Genomic DNA, 20,325 nt, shown 5'->3' on the forward strand with positions numbered 1-20,325 from the left:
GGGGGCCTCCGGCGGACAGGAGGCTCGTCATGACCCCACATGCTCCCCGCGTGGGCGTGCTTGGCTCGTACGGCGGCTACAACCTGGGCGACGAGGCGATCCTCGCCAGCCTGCTGTCCGACCTGAGGGCCAGACGCCCCGACGCCGAGGTGCTGGTGTTCTCGCGCGACCCGCAGCACACCGCGCGCGAGCATCCGGGCGTCACCGTCACGCGCTGGGAGGGCATGGGCCGCGACCGTACCGCCGAGGCGCTGGCCCGCCTCGACCTGCTGGTCCTCGGCGGCGGCGGCATCCTCTACGACACCGAGGCGCGCCGCTACCTGCGGATCGTGCGCATGGCGCAGGAGCAGCGCGTGCCGGTGTTCACCTACGCGGTGGGCGCCGGACCGCTCACCGAGGAACTCGACTGCACGATGGTCCGCGACGTGCTCGGCGCGGCGACCGAGGTGACCGTCCGCGACGAGGAGTCACGGGTCGCGCTGGAGGAGGCCGGGCTGACCGCGCCGGTCACCGTGACCGCCGACCCGGCCCTGCTGCTGCAGCCGGAGGAGTTCGACGCCGGCATCCTGCGCGACTCGCTGCCGCCGGGGCGCCGGGTGGTCGGGATGAGCGTGCGCGAGCCGGGCCGGGCCGCGCAGCACCTGGCCGCCGACGAGTACCACCAGTTGCTCGCCCAGGTCGGGGACTTCATCGTGCACCGGCTCGACGCGGCGCTGCTGTTCGTGCCGATGGAGCGCTCCGACATCCGCCATTCCCACGCCGTGCTGTCCCGGATGACGGCCGCCGAGCACTGCCGGGTGCTGCACGGGCAGTACCGCCCGGGTCAAATCCTCGATCTGATGCGGCACCTCGACCTCGCGGTCGGCATGCGACTGCACTTCCTGATCTTTGCCGCGCTTTCGGGGGTACCGCTGCTGGCGCTGCCGTACGCCGGAAAAGTCTTCGACTTCGCCCAGCGGATCGGCGCGCCGGTGCCGCTGGGGGTGGTGCGGGAAGCGGCCGGGCCGCTGATCGCGCAGGTCGACCGGCTGTGGGACGAGCGGCCGCAGCGCCAGGAGGAGATCACCGCGCGGGTCGCCGGGCTGCGCCAGCGGGCCACCGAGACGGGCCGGCGGCTGGGCGCACAACTGGACCGCCTGGTTCCGGTCGGCGACCGCGAACCCGTGGTCTCCGCATGAGTTGGCTGGAGCGGCCGAGCGGCCTGCCTCCGGTACAACTGCCGCCACGAACCGCCGTCAACGGCGGGCGCACCGAGGTCCTCGTCGTGGGCGGCGGCCCGGCCGGCTTCGGCGCGGCGATGGGCGCGGCCGCGGCCGGCGCCGACGTGGTGCTCGCCGAGCGGTACGGCTTCCTCGGCGGCAACGCGACCGCCGCGCTGGTCATGCCGCTGATGAGCTTCCACAACGAGATCCGGCAGGCCGTGGCCGGCGAGGACAACCGGCTGTTACCGACGGACCATGGGGAGGGCGAGCCGGTCGTCGCGGGCGTGCTGTGGACGCTCCTCGATCGCCTGGTCCGCGCGCAGGGCGCCATCGCGCCGGATCTGGGCACCGGCTACACCGTGCCGTTCGACCCCGAGGTCTTCAAGCTCACCACGTACGAGCTGCTGGACGGCTCCGGCGTCCGGCTGCTGCTGCACTCGTTCGCCTCCGACCTCATCGCCCTGCCCGAGGGCGGCCAGCGCGGCGTGTTCGAGACCAAGTCCGGCCCGGTCGTGCTCGACGCCGACGTCGTGGTCGACTGCACCGGCGACGGCGACCTGGCCGCGGCGGCCGGCGCGCCCTACGAGATCGGCCGCCCCGGCGACGGGCTGACCCAGCCGATGACGCTCATGTTCCGCATGGGCAACGTCGACCGGGAGGCGTTCCTGACGTACGCGCACGAACACCCCGACCAGTGGCGCGGCGTGCACGGCCTGTGGGACCTGATCCGGGCCGCCCGCGACGCCGGCGAGCTCGAGCTGCCGCGCGAGGACATCCTGTTCTTCGCCACGCCGCACCCGGACGAGGTCTCGGTCAACTCGACCCGCATCGGCGGCCTCGGCATCAGCGTGTGGGACCTGACCCGCGCGGAGCTCACCACCCACCGCCAGCTGGAGCAGATCGCGCGGTTCTTCCAGCACCGGGTCCCGGGTTTCGCCGAGTCGTACGTCTTGCAGAGCGGCGTGCAGGTCGGCGTCCGCGAGACCCGGCGAATTCTCGGCGACTACCAGCTGACCGGCGAGGACGTGCTGAGCGCCCGCTCGTTCGACGACGTGATCGCTCGCGGCGCCTACCCGGTGGACATCCACAACCCCAACGGCCCCGGCACGATCCTGCGCCGCCTGCCACAGGGCCGCTCCTACGACATCCCGCTCCGCGCGCTGCTCCCCCGCGACGTCGACGGCCTGCTGGTCGCCGGCCGGTGCATCTCCGGCGATCACGTGGCGCACAGCTCGTACCGCATCATGCCCATCTCGATGGCGACCGGCCAAGCGGCCGGCGTCTGCGCGGCCTTGGCGGCGCGCATCGGCAAGCCACCGCGAGAGGTCCCCGCCGCACAGGTCCAGCGGGTCCTGCGGGCACAGGGCGCAAGCTTGCCGATGTGATTGCCGGTTTGGCAGCGGTACCGTGTGTGCCGCACCCTGGTGCACGTGCTGGTACACCCCTGGGACGCCCCGACCGACGACGCCGAGTGGCGGCAGTGGCTCGCCGCCCACGACTTCGGCCAGCTCATCGCCCCCGGCCGCGCCCGCGACCTGCCGGTCGTCGTCCCAACCCACTTCTCCTTCGACGGCGACACGGCCGTCTGGCTGCACCTGGCCCGCCCCAACCCGGTGTGGGCCGCCCTGGAGGAGCACCCGCGCGCCCTGCTCACGGTGATCGGCGACTACGTCTACGTCCCGTCGGACTGGAACGCCAAGCCCGGCACCGACCCCCGCGCGGGCGTGCCAACCTCCTACTATGCGTCGGTCCAGCTCTCCTGCGACGTCCGCATCGTCGACGACCCGGCCGAGAAGGCCGCGATCCTGCAGCGCCAGCTCGCCCAGTTCCAGCCCACCACGGACCGCGAGCCGATCCTGCCCGACGACCGCCAGCTGCCCGGCATCCGCGGCATCGAACTGACAGTGACCGCGGTGGCGGGCAAGTTCAAGTACGGCGGCAACCGCACCCCCGAGCACCGCCAGGACCTGGCCGCCCACCTCGCCGACCGCTCCGGCCCCCTGGACGCCGAGGCCCGCACCCACCTGCTGCGCCGCCTCCAGCCCTGACGCCCGCGCCGCCCACCGCGGCACCCTGTCTCGGCGCCCGCTCCGCCCACACCCCGCTCCGCCCACACCCCGCACCGCCCACACCCCGCACCGGCCAGCGCCACCCGGGAACCGGCACGGCCGGGCGCCATCCCCGCCGGCCCGCGCGCCCCAACACTCCGGGGCGGCCACGTCCGACCCATCGAGCGCCGCACGCCGCGCAGCACGGCGCAACGACCGGAAGTCTCCGCGATCATGCACAACCGGGCGTCGACACCAACGGTTTTTCATGATCACGGAGCGCTGATGTACACCCGTGTACCGAAAGTCTCCGGGATCATGACAAACCCGGTGTGCGGTCACCGCAGGCATCATGACGCTTCTATAGGGAAGGTGATCGGGCCCGGGGTTCGTGATCCGCTAGGTTCGATGCCGGTGATCTTGGATGACTCTTCCGTGATCTGACCACCGTGTGGTGTGTCTTTCGCATGACGTGTCGACAAGGTCACCGGCGTCGGCCCAGCTCGCTGTCCCTTGGCCTGATCAGAAGCCTGTCCGTGCTCAACCACGTGACTCATCACAGATGTGCCATGGTCAGCACCGTGTTCCCGGGCCGACGCCGTTGCAACGGCAGCGCTCATGGAAGGAACCACCGTAATGACCATGGTGACAGATCGTCGGGGCCGGCGTCGCCGGGCAGCGCCCGCCGGGCAGGGCGGCCGGGCTGTGTCCACCGCGTGGGTGGTCGGGGTCGACACGCACACCGACACCCACACCGCGACCCTGGTCGACGAGGTGAGTGCGGTCCTGGCCCAGACCGAGGTCCCGGCCACCCCGGCCGGCTACGCGCAGGTGCAGGCCTGGGCGCAGCGGCAGATCCCGGCCGGGCAGCGGATGTTCTGGGCGGTGGAGGGCACCCGTTCGCACGGGCACGGCCTGACCCGGCACCTGCAGGCCGCCGGGTACCGGGTCGTGGAGGCCGTGAAACCCGAGCCGGCCCGCCGGCGGCGGGGCAAGTCCGACCCGATGGACGCCACCCACGCCGCCCTGGCCGCGCAGGCCGTGGAGCGGGACCCCGCCGCCCGGCACGCCGAACCCCGCGCCGACGGCCGGCGGGAGGCGCTGCGGATGCTGCTGGTCACCCGCCGGCACGACTCCGACGTGCGCACCGCCACGGTCAACCTGTTCAAATCGCTGCTGCTCGGCGCCGGGCAGCTGCGCGAGACGCTGCGCGGGCTGACTACCACCCGGCAGGTCCGCGCCGTGGCGGGCCTGCCCGACGACCCGGCCGCCGACCTGGAGACCCGGGTCCGGCTGCAGGCCCTGCGCCGGGCCGCGGCCACCATCGCCGAGCTGGACCGGGCCATCGCCGCGGCCGAGAAACAGCTCGCCGGGCTGGTCAAGCAGGCCTGTCCCGGCCTGCTCGACCAGCCCGGCGTCGGCCCGGTCACCGCCGCGACCCTGCTCACCGTCTGGTCCCACCACGGCCGTATCCACAGCGAGGCCGCGTTCGCCGCGATCGGCGGGATCAGCCCCCTACCAGCCAGCTCCGGCCGGGTCGTCCGGCACCGGCTCAACCGCGGCGGTGACCGCGCCCTCAACACCGCCCTGCACACCATCGTCACCGCCCGCCGGCGGATGAAACACCCACCAACCAGCGACTACATCACCCGCCGCACCACCGAAGGCCTCTCCAACAAAGAAATCCTTCGATGCCTCAAACGCTACGCCATCCGCCAGCTCTACCGCTTCCTGGAAGCCAACGCCGTCGACGCTTGACAAAACCCTTCACAGATCACGGAGACATACATCCGCCCTTGGCGGAACGGGCCAAGGCCGGCCGGAACGGGCCGAGCCGGCCGAGCCGGCCGAGCCGAGCCGGCCGAGCCGAGCCGGCCGAGCCGAGCCGGCCGAGCCGAGCCGGCCGAGCCGAGCCGGCCGAGCCGAGCCGGCCGAGCCGAGCCGGCCGAGCCGAGCGGGCCGACGCGGGCGGGCCGACGCGGGCGGGCCGACGCGGGCGGGCCGACGCGGGAAGCGGCCGCCAAGGGCGGCCCCGGCAACAGGCCCGTCCGGGAAGCGGACGCCGTGGCCGAGCGTGCCACCGCGACCGCCGCATTCCGGGACGTGCCGGTGCTCGTCAGCGCCCTGTCCGCGACGGCCGTGGCGGCGTTCTTCCTCGACTACCTCTCGCCGTTCATCGACGCTCCGGCCGGCGCATACGGCAGCGAGGACGGCCAGATCCTGGGAGTGGGCGAATACTTCGCCTTCACGGCGCTGGTCGTCGGCGCGGTGCTGTTCGTCTGGACGCGGCTCGGGCGCCTGCCGGGTGGCATCGTCACCGCGGTCGTGGCGGCGGCCTCGGTCCCCAACGACGTATTCAACGACTTCGAGCACCTGCCGGCCCAGCTCTGGCCGCTGGCCGGCGCGGTCGTGGCCGACGCCGCCCTGCGGTGGCTGGCGGCGGCGGGCCCGCGCCTGCTGCCGGTGGCCGCCGGCGCCCTGATTCCGCTGCTCGTCTGGCTGACGCACCTCATCGGCGTCGAACTCTCCATCGGCATCATCTGGTCCCCCGAACTGCGGGGCGGCGCCGTCGTCCTGACCACCCTGGCCGGCGCCGTCGCGGGCGGTCTCTGCCTCGGCCGGCCGGACACAAGATCGACGCATGGCGCTGGGGCGGGCTAGAGTCACTGGCGTGCGGGAGCTGTTGCCGGAGTGGGTGGCGGTGGAGGTTGCCGCCGAAGACGACTACATCGCCGAGTTGCTGCCCGATGAGGCGGCCGGGCTGAGCGAGCGGGCCGTGGAGAGCCGGCGCCGGGAGTTCAAGGCCGGGCGGGCGTGTGCGCGGCGGGCGCTGGGGCGGCTCGGGGTGCACGGCCGGCCCGTCCCGACCACGCAGAGCCGGGCGCCGGCCTGGCCCGAGGGGACCACCGGCAGCATCACGCACACCGCCGGCTACTGCGCGGCGGCCGTCGGGCTGCGGGCCGAGGTGCGGGCGGTCGGGATCGACGCCGAGTCGCGGACCATCCTCCCGCACAACGTGCGGGACACGATCTGCCTGCCCGAGGAGCTGGCCTGGTGCGCGCAGCGCCCGGACGAGGACTGGTGGCCGGCCGTGCACTTCTCGGCCAAGGAGGTCGTCTACAAGCTCTGGTCGCCGATCGTCGGCACCTGGCTCGACTTCCACGATGCGCGGCTCACCCTCGACGTGGCGGCCGGCGAATTCGAGGCGCGCATCTCCCGGGACCGCCTGGCAAAATCGCCGCCCGGCACGCCCGAGGTCTTCCGGGGACGCTTCCACGTCGCACCCGCCTTGGTCCGCAGCGCCGGCTACGTGACCGCGTGACAGCGAACCTGCTGGAGCGAGCATTTGCCGAGCCAGGGCTACGGCCGCTGCCGGAGGCGGCCGTCGGGCTGTTGCGGGCTGTGGACGCGCCGCCGCGGCTCGGTGCCCATCTGCGGGCCGTGCACCACGTGGCCGTAGAGCTCGTCGACTGGATCGAGCGGGAGCTGCGCGTCGATCGGGAGCTGCGCGTCGATCGGGAGGCCGTGCTCTTCGGGGCGGCGACTCACGACATCGGCAAGGTCCGCTTCCCCGGGGAACTCTCCGGGGCCGGCACAGAGCACGAGGCGGCCGGGGAGGCCCTGCTGCGCTCCCTCGGCGTCGAGGAGCGGCTCGCGCGCTTCGCCGCGCTGCACGGGCGCTGGGAGCGGGACGGGGCGACCCTGGAGGAGCTGCTCGTCACGCTCGCCGACAAGGTCTGGAAGGGGCGGCGCGAGGCCGGCCTGGAGGAGCAGGTCGCCCAGGTCATCGCCGGGGCCACCGGGGAGCCGGTCTGGGCGGTCTTCATGCGGCTCGACGACGAGCTGACCCGCATCGCCGGGGACGCGGACGAACGGCTCGCCTTCCAGGCCCGATTCCCGGTCGGCACCTAATCCATGATCTAGAACATCCGTTCTAACCATGAGGCCACCGTACCGCACAGGTATGACAAAACCGCGTCAGGCGCGCGGGGCTCAGTCCGCGGCGATGCGTGCGGCCAGCGAGGCCAGGGCCTCGGCGGAGCGCGTGCCGGGCTCGGCGTGGAGCAGGAGTGTCTCCAGGCCCGCGGGGCTCGCCATGGTGAACTTCTCGACGAGCAGCTCCAGGTCGCCGACGCGGGGATGCCGGATCAGGATGATGTTGCCGCTGCGCGCCGCGTGCACGTCGTGGCGGGCCCACAGCTGCCGGAACCGGTCGCTCTTGAGCGACAGCTCGCCGATCAGGGCGTGCAGGCGCTCGTCGTCGGTGTCGGTGCCGATCTGGGCGCGGAGATGGGCGACGGCACCGGCCGTGGACCGTTCCCAGTCGGGGTGGTAGGCGCGGAAGGTCACGTCGACGAACAGCGACCGTAGCCGGTTGACGCCGGGCACCAGGTCCGGCGAGAGCTCGCGGGCGAGCCGGTTGGCGGCGAGCACGTCGCCGTACTTGTCGCACACGACTCCGGGCACGTTGATCGTGTTCAGCAGCAGGTCGAGGCCGGCCGGCACGGCGTCCTGAGGCCGGATGGGGTGGCGGCGGGACCGGCGGCCGGCGAGGGCCATCAGGTACGCCGTGCCTTCCGGGTCGAGCTGGAGCACCTCGGCGAGCGCGTGGATCACCTGGGCGGACGGGCTGCGGTCGCGGCCGCGTTCGAGGCGCAGGTAGTAGTCGATGCTGATGCCGGCGAGCATGGCCACTTCCTCGCGGCGCAGCCCGGGCACGCGGCGCGGGCCGTTGCCGGGTGGCAGGCCCACCTCGGCGGGTGTGACCAGCTCCCGGCGGGCCCGGAGGAAGTCACCGAGGGCGTTGTCCATGGGACAACGGTAATCCCTGGTCACCGGCGGTGGGGTGGCCCTTTTTCTCCCCGGAACAACGCGGCCTGCCGGGCGGCACCCGCCGTCGCCAGGATCGGGTCATGGCATCAACAATGACCCAGAACGTCGACGGCGAGCGTCGAATGCTGATCGACGGAAAGCTCGTCGAGGCCGGCTCCGGACGGCGGTTCCCGAACATCGACCCCGCCACCGAGGAGGTGCTCGGGTACACGGCGGACGGCACCGCGGAGGACACGGACGCGGCGATCGCCGCCGCCCGGCGTGCCTTCGACGAGACCGACTGGTCCACGAACCACGCGTTCCGGCGCCACTGCCTCGAGCAGCTCACCGAAGCGGTCACCGCGGCAATGGAGGACATCCGGCGCATCGACGTCGCCGAGATCGGGTTCCCGGTGTCCAGCCTGAAGATGACCATCGACCCGAACCTGCCGCGCTTCGGGGAGATGGCCGCGCTCGCCGGCTCCTACGACTACGAGCAGCCGCTGCCCGACGGCGCCGGCATCCTGCAGCGCGAGGCCGTGGGTGTGGTCGCGGCGGTCCTCACCTGGAACTGCGGCTTCATGCTGTGGAGCACGAAGGTACTGCCGGCGCTCGCCGCCGGTAACACCGTCGTCGTGCGCCCCGCCCCGGAGACGCCCTGGGGCTCCACCTTCATCGGGCGCCTGATCGCCGAGCGGACGGACATCCCGGCGGGCGTCGTGAACATCGTGACCTCCAGCGACCCGGCCGTCGCGGTGCAACTGACCCAGGACGCACGGGTGGACATGGTCTCGTTCACCGGGTCGACGGCGGTGGGCCGGCAGATCATGGCCCAGGCCTCCGGCACGATCAAGAAGGTGCTGCTCGAGCTCGGCGGCAAGTCCGCCAACATCGTGCTCGACGACGGCGACCTGCGCTCGGCCGTCAGCATGTCCGTCGGCCTGTCGTGTGCGGTGTCCGGCGAGGCGTGCGGCATGCTCAGCCGGCTGCTGCTGCCCCGTTCCCGGTACGAGGAGGGCATCGAGCTCGCGGCCGGCATGATAGGCGCGGTCGAGCCGGGCGACCCGTGGGACCCGGCCACCGTCCAGGGCCCGCAGATCACGGCGGCGCACCGGGACCGCGTCCTCGGCCTCATCGAACGGGCGAAGGAGGAAGGCGCGCGCCTCGTGGTGGGCGGGGGCGCCGCCGACCTCGAGCGCGGCTTCTACGTCCGGCAGACGCTCTTCGCCGACGTCGACCCGGACTCGACCATCGCCCAGCAGGAGGTCTTCGGCCCCGTGCTGGTCGTGATCCCCTACGAGGACGACGACGACGCCGTGCGCATCGCCAACAACAGCATCTTCGGGCTCTTCGGCGCCGTGTTCAGCGCGGACGAGGACCGTGCGCTGAGCGTTGCCAGGCGGATGCGGACCGGCTCGGTCATGGTGAACGGCGCGAGCGTCTTCGGCCACGCCCCGTTCGGCGGATACAAGCAGAGCGGCCTCGGGCGTGAGGTCGGCACCTGGGGATTCGAGGAGTTCCTGGAGATGAAGGGCATCGGTATCCCGTCCGCCGCGACGAAGTGATCAGGCGCGCGGTTCGTATCGCACGAGCGGCTGGGTCTCGCGCAGCAGGGTGCGCAGCGCGGCCAGGTCGGGGCCGGCGGCGCCCAGGGCACGGGCCTGGATCAGGATGTTGCCCAAAGCGCCGGCCTCGACCGGGCCGGCCAGGACCGGACGGCCGCACGCGTCGGCGGTGAGCTGGCAGAGCAGCTCGTTTCGGGCGCCGCCGCCGACCATGTGCACCACGTCGACGGTGACGCCCGCGAGCCGCTCGGCGTCCTCGACCGCCCGGAAGTAGGCCAGGGCCAGCGAGTCGAGGATGCAGCGGGTCATCGCGACCGGCGAGCCGGGGACGGGCTGGCCGGCCGCCGCGCACGCCGCGGCGATCCGGGCCGGCATATCGCCCGGCGGGAGAAAGATCGGATCGGTCGCGTCGATCACGCTGCGGCCCGCGGGCGCGGCGGCCGCCCCGGCCAGCAGCGGCGGCAGCGGAAGGTCCCACTCCCGCTGGCACTCCTGCAGCAGCCAGAGCCCCATGACGTTGCGCAGGAACCGCACCGTCCCGTCGACGCCGATCTCGTTGGTGAACCCGGCCCGGTACGACTCCTCCGTCAGCACCGGGCCGGGCAGCTCGACGCCGACCAGCGACCATGTCCCGCACGAGATGTACGCGAAGTTGCCGGCGCCGGGCACACCGGCCACGGCGGAGGCCGTGTCGTGCGACGCCACGACGGTGACCGGCGTCCCGGCCGCGACCCCGGCGGAGGGCTGCACGACCCCCGCCGGCGTCCCGGGGGAACGCAGGGGCGGGAACAGCTCGGCGGAGACCCCGGCCAGCGCCAGCATGCCGGGCGACCATGCGCCGCCCCCGGCCGCCAGCAGCCCGGTGGTGGAGGCGTTGGTGACCTCGGTGCCCGCGACGCCGGTCAGCCAGTAGGAGATCAGGTCGGGCATGAGCAGCAGCGTGCGGGCCGCGGCCAGCTGGGCCGTCCCGGCCGCCGCCACCAGCTGGAACACGGTGTTGAAGGGCTGCAGCGCGATGCCCGACGCGGCGAACACGGAGTACCCGTCGAATCGGGCGCTCACCCCGTCGGTGCGCGAGTCCCGGTAATGCACCGGGTTGCCGAGCAGCACGCCGTCGGCATCGAGCAGGCCGTAGTCCACGGCCCAGGAGTCGACGCCGATGGACGCGACGGGGCCGGCGGCGGCGAGGCCGGAGAGGATCCCGCGGTACAACGCCAAAATGTCCCAATGCAGGGTGCCCCGGATCCGCACCGGCGAATTGGCGAACCGCGCCGCCTCGGCGAACGTGATCGACCCGGGGGCCACGTCCGCGACGATCACCCGCCCGGACGAGGCCCCGAGGTCGACGGCCGCGATTCTCATCGCAGGAAGGCGGCCGCCACGCCGGCGTCCACGGGAATGTGCAGGCCGGTGGTATGCGACAGGTCGCCGCCGGTGAGGGCGAAGACGGCGTTGGCCACGTGCTCGGGCAGCACCTCGCGCTTGAGGATCGTGCGCTGCGCGTAGAAGGCGCCGAGCTCGGACTCGGGCACGCCGTAGACCGCGGCCCGCTGCGCGCCCCAGCCGGAGGCGAAGATGCCGGAGCCGCGCACGACCCCGTCGGGGTTGACGCCGTTGACCCGGATGCCGTGCCCGCCGAGCTCGGCGGCGAGCAGCCGCACCTGGTGCGCCTGATCGGCCTTGGTGGCGCCGTAGGCGACGTTGTTGGGGCCGGCGAAGACCGCGTTCTTGCTGGCGATGTAGACGATGTCGCCGCCGATGCCCTGCCGGATCATCGCCCGGGCCGCCTCGCGGGCGACGAGGAACGACCCGCGGGCCATCACGTCGTGCTGCAGGTCCCAGTCGGCGACCGTGGTCTCCAGCAGCGGCTTGGACACGGACAGGCCGGCATTGTTGACGACCAGGTCGAGCCCGCCGAAGGCGAGCACGGCGGCGTCCACGGCGGCCCGGACCTGCTCCTCGTCGGTGACGTCCACCGTCACGGGTACGGCCACGTCGGCCCCGCCGATCTCCCCGGCGACGGTCGCGGCGGAGGAGGCGTCGCGGTCGGCCACGACCACGCACGCGCCCTCGGCGGCCAGCCGGTGCGCGATGGCCCGCCCGATGCCCGAGCCGCCGCCGGTGACCAGCGCGATCCGGGTGGCCAGGGGCTTGGGCCTGGGCAGGCGCCGCAGCTTGGCCTCTTCGAGGGCCCAGTACTCGATGCGGAACTTCTCCGCCTCGTCGATCGGCGCATACGTGGACACCGACTCGGCGCCGCGCATCACGTTGATCGCGTTGACGTAGAACTCCCCCGCCACCCGCGCGGTCTGCTTGTTGGCGCCGAAGCTGAACATGCCGACGCCGGGGACGAGCACGATCGCCGGGTCGGCGCCGCGCATCGGCGGCGAGTCCGGGGCGGCGTGGCGCTGGTAGTAGGCGGCGTAGTCGGCCCGGTACGCCTCGTGCAGCTCGCGGATGCGCTCCTCGGTGCCGCCGCCCGGGTCCAGCACGAGCGGCCGGACCTTGGTGCGCAGGAAGTGGTCGGGGCACGAGGTGCCGAGCGCCGCCAGCCGGGGCAGCTCCGCCGATCCGGCAAAGCCGAGTACCACATCATCATCACGGAAATGTCCGACTTGTCGCCGGTCCGTCGACACAAGTCCGCGCAAAAGCGGCATCAAGGCCGCGGCTCGTTCGCGGCGCGCGGCCCGATCCAGCGGCGGATGCACCGTCGCCCCGAAGGGATCCGCCTTGCCACGCGCGGCCAGGAACGCGGCCGCGGTGTTGATGATCTCAAGCGAGTTGCGTTCACACTCCGTGGAGGTGGAGCCCCAGGCGGTGATGCCGTGCCCGCCCAGGATCACGCCGATGGCCTGCGGATTGGCCCGCTGCACGGCCGCGATGTCGAGCCCGAGCTGGAAGCCGGGCCGCCGCCAGGGCACCCACACCACCCGGTCGCCGAAGCACTCCTTGGTCAGCGCCGGCCCGTCCGCGGCCGTGGCCAGCGCGATCCCGGCGTCGGGGTGCAGGTGGTCGACGTGCGCCGCCTCGACCAGCCCGTGCATGGCGGTGTCGATGGACGGCGCCGCCCCGCCCCGGCCGTGCAGGCAATAGTCGAACGCGGCGACCATCTCGTCCTCGCGCTCCACGCCCGGATACACGTCGACGAGCGCCCGCAGCCGGTCCAGCCGCAGCACCGCCAGCCCCTCGGGCTTGAGGGTGCCCAGGTCGCCGCCGGACCCCTTGACCCACAGCAGCTCCACCGGGCCGCCGGTGACCGGATCCTCCGCAGTGGCCTTCGCCGAGGTGTTGCCGCCGGCGTAGTTGGTGTTGCGCGGGTCGGCGCCCAGCCGGTTGGACCGGGCGATCAGCTCGGCCGTCACGCGCCCCACCCGGCCTGCGTGCCGCCGACCCGCTCGGCGCGGATCTTCTCCAGGTAGCCGGAGCGCTTGTACGCCGCGATCGGGTCGGGGTCGAGCCCCATGTCCTCGCGCACCGAACGCAGCAGCGGCCGCACGTCGCTGTTGTAGGCGTCCATCAGGACCGCGTTGGCGCCGAGGACGTCGCCGTCGTCCTGGGCCGCCTTGAGCGCGGCGTGGTCGACGAGCAGCGCCTTCGCCGTCGCCTCCTGCACGTTGAGCACGGAACGGATCACCGCCTGGATCTTCGGTTCGATGTTGTGGCACTGGTCGAGCATGAAGGCGATGCCCTGCCCGGACAGGGCGTCGGCGAGGACGATCTCGTGCATGATGCGGAACAGCTGGAACGGGTCCGCGGCGCCGACTATGAGGTCGTCGTCGGCGTAGAAGCGGGAGTTGAAGTCGAAGCCGCCGAGTTTGCCGGCCCGCAGCAGCACCGCCACGATGAACTCGATGTTGGTGCCCGGCGCGTGGTGGCCGGTGTCGATGACGACCTGGGCCCGCTCGCCGAGGGCGATGCAGTGGGCGTAGGCGGTGCCCCAGTCCGGCACGTCGGTCATGTAGAACGCGGGCTCGAAGAGCTTGTACTCCAGCAGCATCCGCTGGTCGGGCCCGAGCCGGTCGTAGGTCTCGGCCAGGGCGGCGGCGAGCCGGTCCTGCCGGGTGCGCACGTCGTCCTGCCCGGGGTAGTTGGTGCCGTCGGAGAACCACAGCTTGAGGTCGCGCGAACCGGTGCGGTCCATGACGTCGACGCACTCGATGAGGTGCCCGATGGCCTTGCGCCGCACGCCCGGGTCGGGGTTGGTGACGCTGCCGAGCATGTAGTCGTTGTCCTGGAACACGTTGGCGTTGATGGTGCCGACCTGCACGCCCAGCTCGGACGCGTGCCGGGCGAGGTCGGCGTAGTCCTCGACGAGGTCCCACGGGATGTGCAGCGCGACCGTGGGCGCGACGCCGGTGTAGCGGTGCACGACGGCGGCGTCGGCCAGCTTCTCATACGGATCGCGGGGCACGCCCTCCTGCGGGAACACCTTGAACCGCGTGCCCGAGTTCGCATATGCCCAGGAGGCCGTCTCGATCCGCTGGTCGCGCAGCCCCGCCGCGACACGCGCCCGCGTCTGCGGCGCGAACTCAGTCATTGCAACTCTCCAAGCTGGTGCTCCAGGTTGAACACCTCGTCAAGGACGACCAGCTGCCGCCCGTTGGTGAAGAACTCCGCCATCTGCGCTTCCCAGCGCGCCGACACGTCGGTGGCGTCCATGGCGGCCTGCGCGGCCGCGAGGTCGTCGGTGAGCAGCGTGCCGACGAGCAGGCCGTCGTCGCGGAGGAAGAGGGTGTACTCGTGCCAGCCGGCGTCGCGCAGCGCGACCAGCATCTCCGGCCAGACGCGGGCGTGGCGGCGCCGGTACTCCTCCAGCAGCTCGGGCTTGACCTGCAGCGTGAAACAGACCCGGCGCACGCCATCCCTCCTTTTCGTGCGATCGTGCGAGTGGGTGCCTAGAAGTTGAACTGGTCGATGTTGTCGGCCTTGAAGGTGTACGGGTCGCCGAGCAGCACGGTGCCGTCCTTGCCGACCGTGAACTCGCCGAGCTTGCCGGCGGTGAACTTGTCGCCCTCCTTGCCGGTGATGAGGCCGGAGGCGAGCGCGGCGCCGGCGTAGGCGGCCAGGTAGCCCAGGTCGGCCGGGTTCCACAGGGCGAACGCCTTCACGGTGCCGTCCTTGACATACGCCTTCATCTGGTTGGGCGTGCCCAGGCCGGTCAGCTGCACCTTGCCCTTGTAGGTCGAGCCGGACAGGTAGCGGGCGGCGGCCGCCACGCCCACCGTGGTCGGCGAGATGATGCCCTTGAGGTTGGGGTGCTTGGCCAGCAGGCCCTGCGCCTCCTGGAACGACTTCTGGTCGTCGTCGTCGCCGTAGACGGTGTCGACGAGCTTGAGCTTGCTGTAGTCGGGCTTGGCCAGCTCGGTCTTCATCGCGTCGATCCAGGCGTTCTGGTTGGTGGCGTTGGCCGTCGCGGAGAGGATCGCGATCTCGCCGCCGTCCGGGCCGATCGCGTCGGAGATCAGCTTGATCTGGATCTTCGCGATGCCCTCGGTGCTGGCCTGGTTGATGAACAGGTCGCGGCACTCGGGCTTGGTGTCGGAGTCGTAGGTGACGACCTTCGCGCCGGCCTGGCGGGCCTCCTTGAGCGCGCCGCAGATGGCGTCCTTGTCGTTGGCCGACACGGCGATGACGTTGGCGCCCTGCTGGGAGAGCGTGTTGATGTAGCTGACCTGCGCCGACGGGCTGGCCTCGGACGGGCCGGTCTCGGAGTAGGTGCCCTTGAACTCTCCGACGGCGACCTTGCCGCCCTTGTTGTCGGAGGTGTCGAAATACGGGTTGTTGACCTGCTTGGGCAGGAAGGCGACCTTGAGGCCACTCTTGATGGTGCCGTTCCCGCCGCCACCGGCGGTGGCGTCGGAGGATCCGGTGCCGGAGTCGTCGGCGCACGCGGCGGTCGTGAACGCGAGCGCCGCGGCGACCGCGACCGCCATGAGCTGCTGAGCTCTCATTCGGGTTGAATCCTTTCAGTCAGGTGCGGGGCGGGTTGGGGGTGTCAGGTTGTGCGCGTTAAGCCAGCCGCCGGCGGCGCAGTCGTTCGCGCGCCATGCCGGCGACGTTCGGTCCGACGACCGCAGCGATCAGCAGCGAGCCGGTGATGATGGTGAGGGTGTTGGGCTGCACGGAGGCCAGCTGTAGCGCGTTGCGCAGGGTGCTCAGCAGCACCACCGCGCCGAGCACGCCGAGCAGGCTGCCCCGCCCGCCGAAGATCGACACGCCGCCCAGCAGCACCGCGGCGACGACCGCGAGCTCCAGGCCGTTGGCGTTGTCGGCGCGGGCGCTGGCATAGCGGAACGTCCAGAACACGCCGGCCAGGGCCGACATCGCCCCGGTCGTCACGAAGAGCCAGAACTTGGTGCGGGCGACGCCGATCCCGGCGAAGCGGGCCGCCTCGGCGTTGTTGCCCATGGCGTAGAGGCCGCGGCCGATCGGGGTGGCGTGCAGGACCACGCCGAAGACGACCGCGAGCGCGGCGACGACGAGAATGAACCACGGGATGGTCAGACCGGGGATCGCGCTGATCGTCCGGCTGGTCCAGGCGGCCGGGTAGTCGGAGACCGCCTTGTCGCCCAGCACCACGTAGGCCAGGCCGCGGTAGAGCGCCAGGGTGCCGATGGTGACGGCGAGCGAGGGCAGGCCGAACACGGTGACGAACAGGCCGTTGACCGCGCCGAGCACGGCGCCCAGCACCAGGCACAGCGCGATCAGCAGCGGCAGCGAGGTGACCCCGTGCGCCCACAGGTCGCCCATCACCGAGCAGGTCAGCCCCATGACGCTGGCGACGGACAGGTCGATCTCGCCGGTGATGACGACCAGGGTGAGCGGCAGGGCGACCAGCGCGACCGGGATGACCTCGAGCGTGACGAAGCGCCAGAAGCGGGGAGTGCCGACGCCGTCGATGGTGGCCGCCCCGATCACCGCCACGAGGACCAGGGCGAGCAGGACGATGACGTCCCAGGAGCCCAGTCTCCGCACGACATTCTTCACTGGTGTACCCCTCGCTGCAGGCTCTTCGTGACTCGCACCGACAGCGCCCGGTCCAGCCCGATCGCCGCCAGGATCAGCGCGCCGACCGCGGCCCGCTGCCAGAACGGGGTGACGCCGAGCACCGGCAGCGCGCTGCCGATGGTGGTGAGCAGCACCGCGCCGAGCGCCGCACCGTAGACCGAGCCGCTGCCGCCGAAGATGGCCACGCCGCCGACCACGACCGCGGCGACCACGTTGAGCTCCTGGCCGAGGCCGGCGTTGGCGTCCAGGGTGCCGAAGCGGGCCACGTAGAGCGTGCCGGCCAGCCCCGCGAGCGCACCGCAGACGGTGAACGCGGAGAACACCCGCCGGCCGACCGCGATGCCGGACAGCCGGGCGGCGGCCGGATCCGAGCCGATCGCGTAGAGCTCGCGGCCGCTGCGGTAGGACCGCAGGTAGAACCCGGCGCAGACCACGACGACCAGGGCGAACAGGGTCAGCACCGGCACGCCGAGGACGGTGTCGGTGCCCATGTGCAGGAACGACGCCGGGATGTCCTTGGCGTTGATCTGCTTGCCGGTGGCCCACTGGTAGTCGATGCCGCGGAAGACATACAGCGTGCCGAGCGTGACCACGAGCGCCGGCACCCGGGCGGCGGCGATGAGGGCGCCGTTGACCGCGCCGCACACCGCGCCGAGCGCCGCGCCCGCCACCAGCACCACCGGGATGGGGATGCCGGGGTGGTCGAGAAACAGCGTGCCGGTCAGGAACGCCGACAGGCCGAGCACGGAGCCGACGGAGAGGTCGACGTTGCGGGTGATGACGACGATCGCCTGGCCGGTGGCCAGGATCGCCAGGATCGTCGAGCCGAGCAGCAGGTCCTTGACGCTCTGCGCGGCCAGGAACCGCGGGTTGGTGATCGCGGTGGCGCCGATGAGCAGCACCAGCGCGACGAGGATGCCCAGCTCTCGCACGACGAACACGCGCTGGGCGAGCCGGGTGCCGGCGCGCTGCCGCGGCGGCGCGGGCGCGGCCTGTGCGGTGGCGGTCATCGCGCGGCCTGCCCGGTCGCGGCGAGCATGACCGACTCCTCGTCGGCCGTGGTGCGGGGGATGTCGGCGGCGAGCCGCCCCTCGTGCATGACCAGCACCCGGTCGGCCATGCCCAGCACCTCCGGCAGCTCGCTGGAGACCATCAACACGGCGACGCCTTCCTTCGCGAGGCTACTGAGCAGGCGGTGCACCTCGGCCTTGGTGCCCACGTCGATGCCGCGGGTCGGCTCGTCCACGATGAGCACCCGCGGCGCGGTCGCCAGCCACTTGGCCAGCACGACTTTCTGCTGGTTGCCGCCCGAGAGGGTGGCGACCGGGTCGGCCATGCGGGCCGCCTTGACCTGCAGCCGCTGCGCCCACTCGCGGGCGGAGCGCCGCTCGGCGCCGCCGAAGAGCAGCCCGAGCGCGGCGAGGCTCCAGCGCCGCGGCAGGGTCGCGTTGCGCTCCACCGACAGCTCCATGACCAGGCCCTGCTGGCGGCGGTCCTCGGGCACGAGCGCCAGGCCGGCCGCGATCGCCGCGGCCGCGCTGCCCTTGCGCAGCCGCTTGCCGTCGACGAGCACCTCGCCCGCGTCGTAGCGGTCGACGCCGAACACGGCCCGGATGACCTCGGAGCGCCCGGCGCCGACGAGCCCGGCCAGGGCCACGATCTCTCCGCTGTGGACGGTGAAGCTCACGTCGGCGAAGGCACCCTGGCGGGTGAGGCCGCGCACCTCCAGCCGGGCGGGGCCGATCTCGGCCTCCTCCTTCGGAAACAGCGTGCTCACCTCGCGCCCGACCATGCGCCGGACCACCTCTTCGACGGTGAGGTCGGCGGCGGCGTCGGTGGAGACCCACCGCCCGTCGCGCATGACGGTGATGCGCTGGCACAGCGCGAACACCTCGTCGAAGCGGTGCGAGATGAACAGCACCGCGGCGCCGGCGTCGCGCAGCGAGCGGGCGACGGAGAACAGCCGCTCGACCTCGACCCCGGACAGCGCCGCGGTCGGCTCGTCCATGATCAGGACCCGCGCGTCGAACGACAGCGCCTTGGCGATCTCGACCAGCTGCTGGTCGGCGATGGACAGGCCGCGGGCCGGCCGGTCCGGATCGAGGTGCACGCCGAGGCGGGCGAACAGCTCGGCGGCCCGGCGGCGCATCTCGCCGGCGTCGATGCGGCGCAGGGCGCGCAGCGGCTGGCGGCCCATGAAGATGTTCTCCGCGACGGACAGGTCGGCGAAGAGCGTGGGCTCCTGGTAGATGACCGCGATGCCGGCGGCGCGGGCGTCGGCGGGGTTGCTCAGCACCAGCGGGCGACCGTCGAGAGTGATCGTGCCGGAGTCCGGCGCGTGCGCCCCGGCGAGGATCTTCACCAGCGTGGACTTGCCGGCGCCGTTCTCCCCGACGAGCGCGTGCGCCTCGCCGGCGCGCAGCTCCAGGCGCACGTCGCGGAGCGCGGCGACGGCGCCGAAGGACTTGCTCACGCCCTCGAGAGCGAGCACTCCCGTCCTCCCTTGTGAAACGTTTCACGGGCTGGTTACAGTGACCGTAGAAGCCGACCGAGACCACGTCAAGGGTTTCGAACGCGTTACCGTTTTGATACACCGGATCGGGCGCGCCGCCGCGCCGCAGGCCTTGACACGTTTCAGGAGATCGATGTCCACCACCACCGGCATCAAGGAGGTTGCGCGCCGGGCCGGCGTCTCCATCGGCACGGTCAGCAACGTCCTCAACCGCCCCGAGCTCGTCGCCACGACCACCCGCCAGCGCGTGCTCGACGCGATCGCCGAGCTCGGCTACGTGCGCAACGACTCCGCGCGGCAGCTGCGGGCCGGGCAGAGCCGGCAGATCGCGCTGGTGGTCCTCGACGTGACCAACCCGTTCTTCACCGACGTGGTCCGCGGCGCGGAGGCCGCGGCCGAGGACCGCGGGGTGATGGTCGTGGTGTGCAACAGCGGCGAGGACGCCGGCCGCGAGCAGCGCCACCTCGACCTGCTGGAGGAGCAGCGGGTGCGCGGCGTGCTCATCACCCCGGTGGACGAGTCGCCCGGCTCCCGGCTGGAGATGCTCATCCAGCGCGGCACGCCGGTGGTCCTGGTCGACCGCGGCTCCGGCTGGCACAGCCGCTGCTCGGTCGCGGTCGACGACGTCCTCGGCGGGCGGCTCGCCGGCGAGCACCTCGTCGAGCAGGGGCACCGGGAGATCGCCTTCGTCGGCGGGCCGGACACCATCGCGCAGGTCCGCGACCGGCACGCCGGTGCGGCCGAGGCGGCGGAGCGGCGGGCCGGGCTCATGGTCGTGCCAACGCCAAACCTGACTGTCGCGTCCGGGCGGGCCGCGGCCACCGAAATCGCCTCGCGCAGCCCGGCCGAGCGCCCCACCGCGATCTTCTGCGCCAACGACCTGCTCGCCCTCGGCGTGCTGCAGGAGATGACCCAGCGCGGCATCCGGGTGCCCCAGGACATCGCCATCGTGGGCTACGACGACATCGAGTTCGCCGCGGCGGCCGCGGTCCCGCTATCCTCCGTTCGTCAACCCCGCGAACAGCTCGGCCGCACGGCGGCAGCCCTGCTGCTCGACGAGATCGAGGACGACGGCCGGCACGAGCACCGGCACGTCGTCTTCCAACCCGAGCTGATCGTCCGCGAGTCCAGCGGCCGCCCCCGCGGCCGGCGGGCCGCCGGACGGAAAGGGCAGTGAC

At 72.4% G+C, this 20,325-nt stretch carries 18 protein-coding genes; 9 read left to right on the forward strand and 9 right to left on the reverse strand.

Annotation, left to right across the window (positions count from 1 at the left end; all coding sequences use genetic code 11):
* Positions 1-29: 29 nt before the first annotated feature.
* From ACQPXD_RS44195 to ACQPXD_RS44225, 7 genes are all read left to right on the forward strand, one after another.
* On the forward strand, positions 30-1,178 hold the full coding sequence (locus ACQPXD_RS44195; protein WP_432829063.1) for a polysaccharide pyruvyl transferase family protein: 1,149 nt from the start codon (positions 30-32) through the stop codon (positions 1,176-1,178).
* Positions 1,175-2,587: an FAD-dependent oxidoreductase gene (locus ACQPXD_RS44200; RefSeq protein WP_432829065.1), complete on the forward strand. Its 1,413-nt coding sequence runs from the start codon at positions 1,175-1,177 to the stop codon at positions 2,585-2,587. The genes ACQPXD_RS44195 and ACQPXD_RS44200 overlap by 4 nt, the downstream gene beginning before the upstream one ends.
* A 45-nt stretch (positions 2,588-2,632) precedes the next feature.
* Positions 2,633-3,250, forward strand: a complete 618-nt coding sequence (locus tag ACQPXD_RS44205; RefSeq protein WP_432829067.1) for an FMN-binding negative transcriptional regulator — start codon at positions 2,633-2,635, stop codon at positions 3,248-3,250.
* Positions 3,251-3,955: 705 nt separating this feature from the next.
* Complete coding sequence (locus ACQPXD_RS44210; protein WP_432824726.1) at positions 3,956-5,008, forward strand: IS110 family transposase; 1,053 nt, start codon at positions 3,956-3,958, stop codon at positions 5,006-5,008.
* A gap of 306 nt (positions 5,009-5,314) precedes the next feature.
* The gene (locus tag ACQPXD_RS44215) at positions 5,315-5,911 is read left to right on the forward strand and encodes a hypothetical protein (RefSeq protein WP_432829069.1); all 597 of its coding nucleotides are present in this window, start codon (positions 5,315-5,317) and stop codon (positions 5,909-5,911) included.
* Between the two features lie 10 nt (positions 5,912-5,921).
* On the forward strand, positions 5,922-6,572 hold the full coding sequence (locus ACQPXD_RS44220; protein ID WP_432829071.1) for a 4'-phosphopantetheinyl transferase family protein: 651 nt from the start codon (positions 5,922-5,924) through the stop codon (positions 6,570-6,572).
* Entirely contained in the window at positions 6,569-7,162 is a 594-nt protein-coding gene (locus ACQPXD_RS44225; protein WP_432829073.1) for an HD domain-containing protein, read from the forward strand. Before ACQPXD_RS44220 ends, ACQPXD_RS44225 begins: the two co-directional genes overlap by 4 nt.
* A gap of 81 nt (positions 7,163-7,243) precedes the next feature.
* Here the strand turns inward: ACQPXD_RS44225 and ACQPXD_RS44230 are convergent, their stop codons facing one another.
* Entirely contained in the window at positions 7,244-8,062 is an 819-nt protein-coding gene (locus ACQPXD_RS44230; protein ID WP_432829075.1) for a helix-turn-helix domain-containing protein, read from the reverse strand.
* A 101-nt stretch (positions 8,063-8,163) separates the two neighbouring features.
* Here ACQPXD_RS44230 and ACQPXD_RS44235 point away from each other — a divergent pair, with 101 nt between their 5' ends.
* Complete coding sequence (locus tag ACQPXD_RS44235; protein ID WP_432829077.1) at positions 8,164-9,627, forward strand: aldehyde dehydrogenase family protein; 1,464 nt, start codon at positions 8,164-8,166, stop codon at positions 9,625-9,627.
* On the opposite strand, the gene ACQPXD_RS44240 is transcribed toward ACQPXD_RS44235, so the two are convergent.
* The 8 genes from ACQPXD_RS44240 to ACQPXD_RS44275 are packed head-to-tail and all read right to left on the reverse strand — an operon-like array spanning position 9,628 to position 19,126.
* Positions 9,628-10,989 carry a rhamnulokinase gene (locus tag ACQPXD_RS44240; protein ID WP_432829079.1) on the reverse strand — a complete coding sequence of 454 codons (1,362 nt, stop codon included), beginning with the start codon at positions 10,987-10,989 and terminating at the stop codon, positions 9,628-9,630.
* Complete coding sequence (locus ACQPXD_RS44245; protein ID WP_432829081.1) at positions 10,986-12,989, reverse strand: bifunctional aldolase/short-chain dehydrogenase; 2,004 nt, start codon at positions 12,987-12,989, stop codon at positions 10,986-10,988. Before ACQPXD_RS44245 ends, ACQPXD_RS44240 begins: the two co-directional genes overlap by 4 nt.
* Positions 12,986-14,164 (reverse strand): L-rhamnose isomerase, encoded by a 1,179-nt coding sequence (rhaI, locus tag ACQPXD_RS44250; RefSeq protein WP_432829083.1) that lies wholly within the window; start codon positions 14,162-14,164, stop codon positions 12,986-12,988. The genes ACQPXD_RS44245 and rhaI overlap by 4 nt, the downstream gene beginning before the upstream one ends.
* Positions 14,161-14,484, reverse strand: a complete 324-nt coding sequence (locus tag ACQPXD_RS44255; protein ID WP_432829085.1) for an L-rhamnose mutarotase — start codon at positions 14,482-14,484, stop codon at positions 14,161-14,163. The genes rhaI and ACQPXD_RS44255 overlap by 4 nt, the downstream gene beginning before the upstream one ends.
* A gap of 38 nt (positions 14,485-14,522) precedes the next feature.
* A complete protein-coding gene (gene rhaS, locus ACQPXD_RS44260) occupies positions 14,523-15,578 on the reverse strand; it encodes a rhamnose ABC transporter substrate-binding protein (RefSeq protein ID WP_432829087.1) in 1,056 nt (351 codons plus the stop codon).
* 58 nt (positions 15,579-15,636) lie between these two features.
* On the reverse strand, positions 15,637-16,602 hold the full coding sequence (locus tag ACQPXD_RS44265; protein ID WP_432829089.1) for an ABC transporter permease: 966 nt from the start codon (positions 16,600-16,602) through the stop codon (positions 15,637-15,639).
* An 8-nt stretch (positions 16,603-16,610) separates the two neighbouring features.
* Entirely contained in the window at positions 16,611-17,645 is a 1,035-nt protein-coding gene (locus ACQPXD_RS44270) for an ABC transporter permease (protein WP_432829091.1), read from the reverse strand.
* The gene (locus ACQPXD_RS44275) at positions 17,642-19,126 is read right to left on the reverse strand and encodes a sugar ABC transporter ATP-binding protein (RefSeq protein ID WP_432829093.1); all 1,485 of its coding nucleotides are present in this window, start codon (positions 19,124-19,126) and stop codon (positions 17,642-17,644) included. The genes ACQPXD_RS44270 and ACQPXD_RS44275 overlap by 4 nt, the downstream gene beginning before the upstream one ends.
* Before the next feature lie 154 nt (positions 19,127-19,280).
* Here ACQPXD_RS44275 and ACQPXD_RS44280 point away from each other — a divergent pair, with 154 nt between their 5' ends.
* Complete coding sequence (locus tag ACQPXD_RS44280; RefSeq protein WP_432829095.1) at positions 19,281-20,324, forward strand: LacI family DNA-binding transcriptional regulator; 1,044 nt, start codon at positions 19,281-19,283, stop codon at positions 20,322-20,324.
* Position 20,325: the final 1 nt, after the last annotated feature.

Origin of the sequence: Dactylosporangium sp. CA-092794 (assembly GCF_050948465.1) — a bacterium.
GTDB lineage: Bacteria > Actinomycetota > Actinomycetes > Mycobacteriales > Micromonosporaceae > Dactylosporangium.

Bases quoted from the DNA above. Each gene is read 5' to 3' on its own strand.
- ACQPXD_RS44195 (WP_432829063.1), top strand. From the start codon at position 30: ATGACCCCACATGCTCCCCGCGTGGGCGTGCTTGGCTCGTACGGCGGC.
- ACQPXD_RS44200 (WP_432829065.1), top strand. From the start codon at position 1,175: ATGAGTTGGCTGGAGCGGCCGAGCGGCCTGCCTCCGGTACAACTGCCG.
- ACQPXD_RS44230 (WP_432829075.1), bottom strand. From the start codon at position 8,062: ATGGACAACGCCCTCGGTGACTTCCTCCGGGCCCGCCGGGAGCTGGTC.
- ACQPXD_RS44235 (WP_432829077.1), top strand. From the start codon at position 8,164: ATGGCATCAACAATGACCCAGAACGTCGACGGCGAGCGTCGAATGCTG.
- ACQPXD_RS44240 (WP_432829079.1), bottom strand. From the start codon at position 10,989: ATGAGAATCGCGGCCGTCGACCTCGGGGCCTCGTCCGGGCGGGTGATC.
- rhaI (WP_432829083.1), bottom strand. From the start codon at position 14,164: ATGACTGAGTTCGCGCCGCAGACGCGGGCGCGTGTCGCGGCGGGGCTG.
- rhaS (WP_432829087.1), bottom strand. From the start codon at position 15,578: ATGAGAGCTCAGCAGCTCATGGCGGTCGCGGTCGCCGCGGCGCTCGCG.
- ACQPXD_RS44270 (WP_432829091.1), bottom strand. From the start codon at position 17,645: ATGACCGCCACCGCACAGGCCGCGCCCGCGCCGCCGCGGCAGCGCGCC.
- ACQPXD_RS44280 (WP_432829095.1), top strand. From the start codon at position 19,281: ATGTCCACCACCACCGGCATCAAGGAGGTTGCGCGCCGGGCCGGCGTC.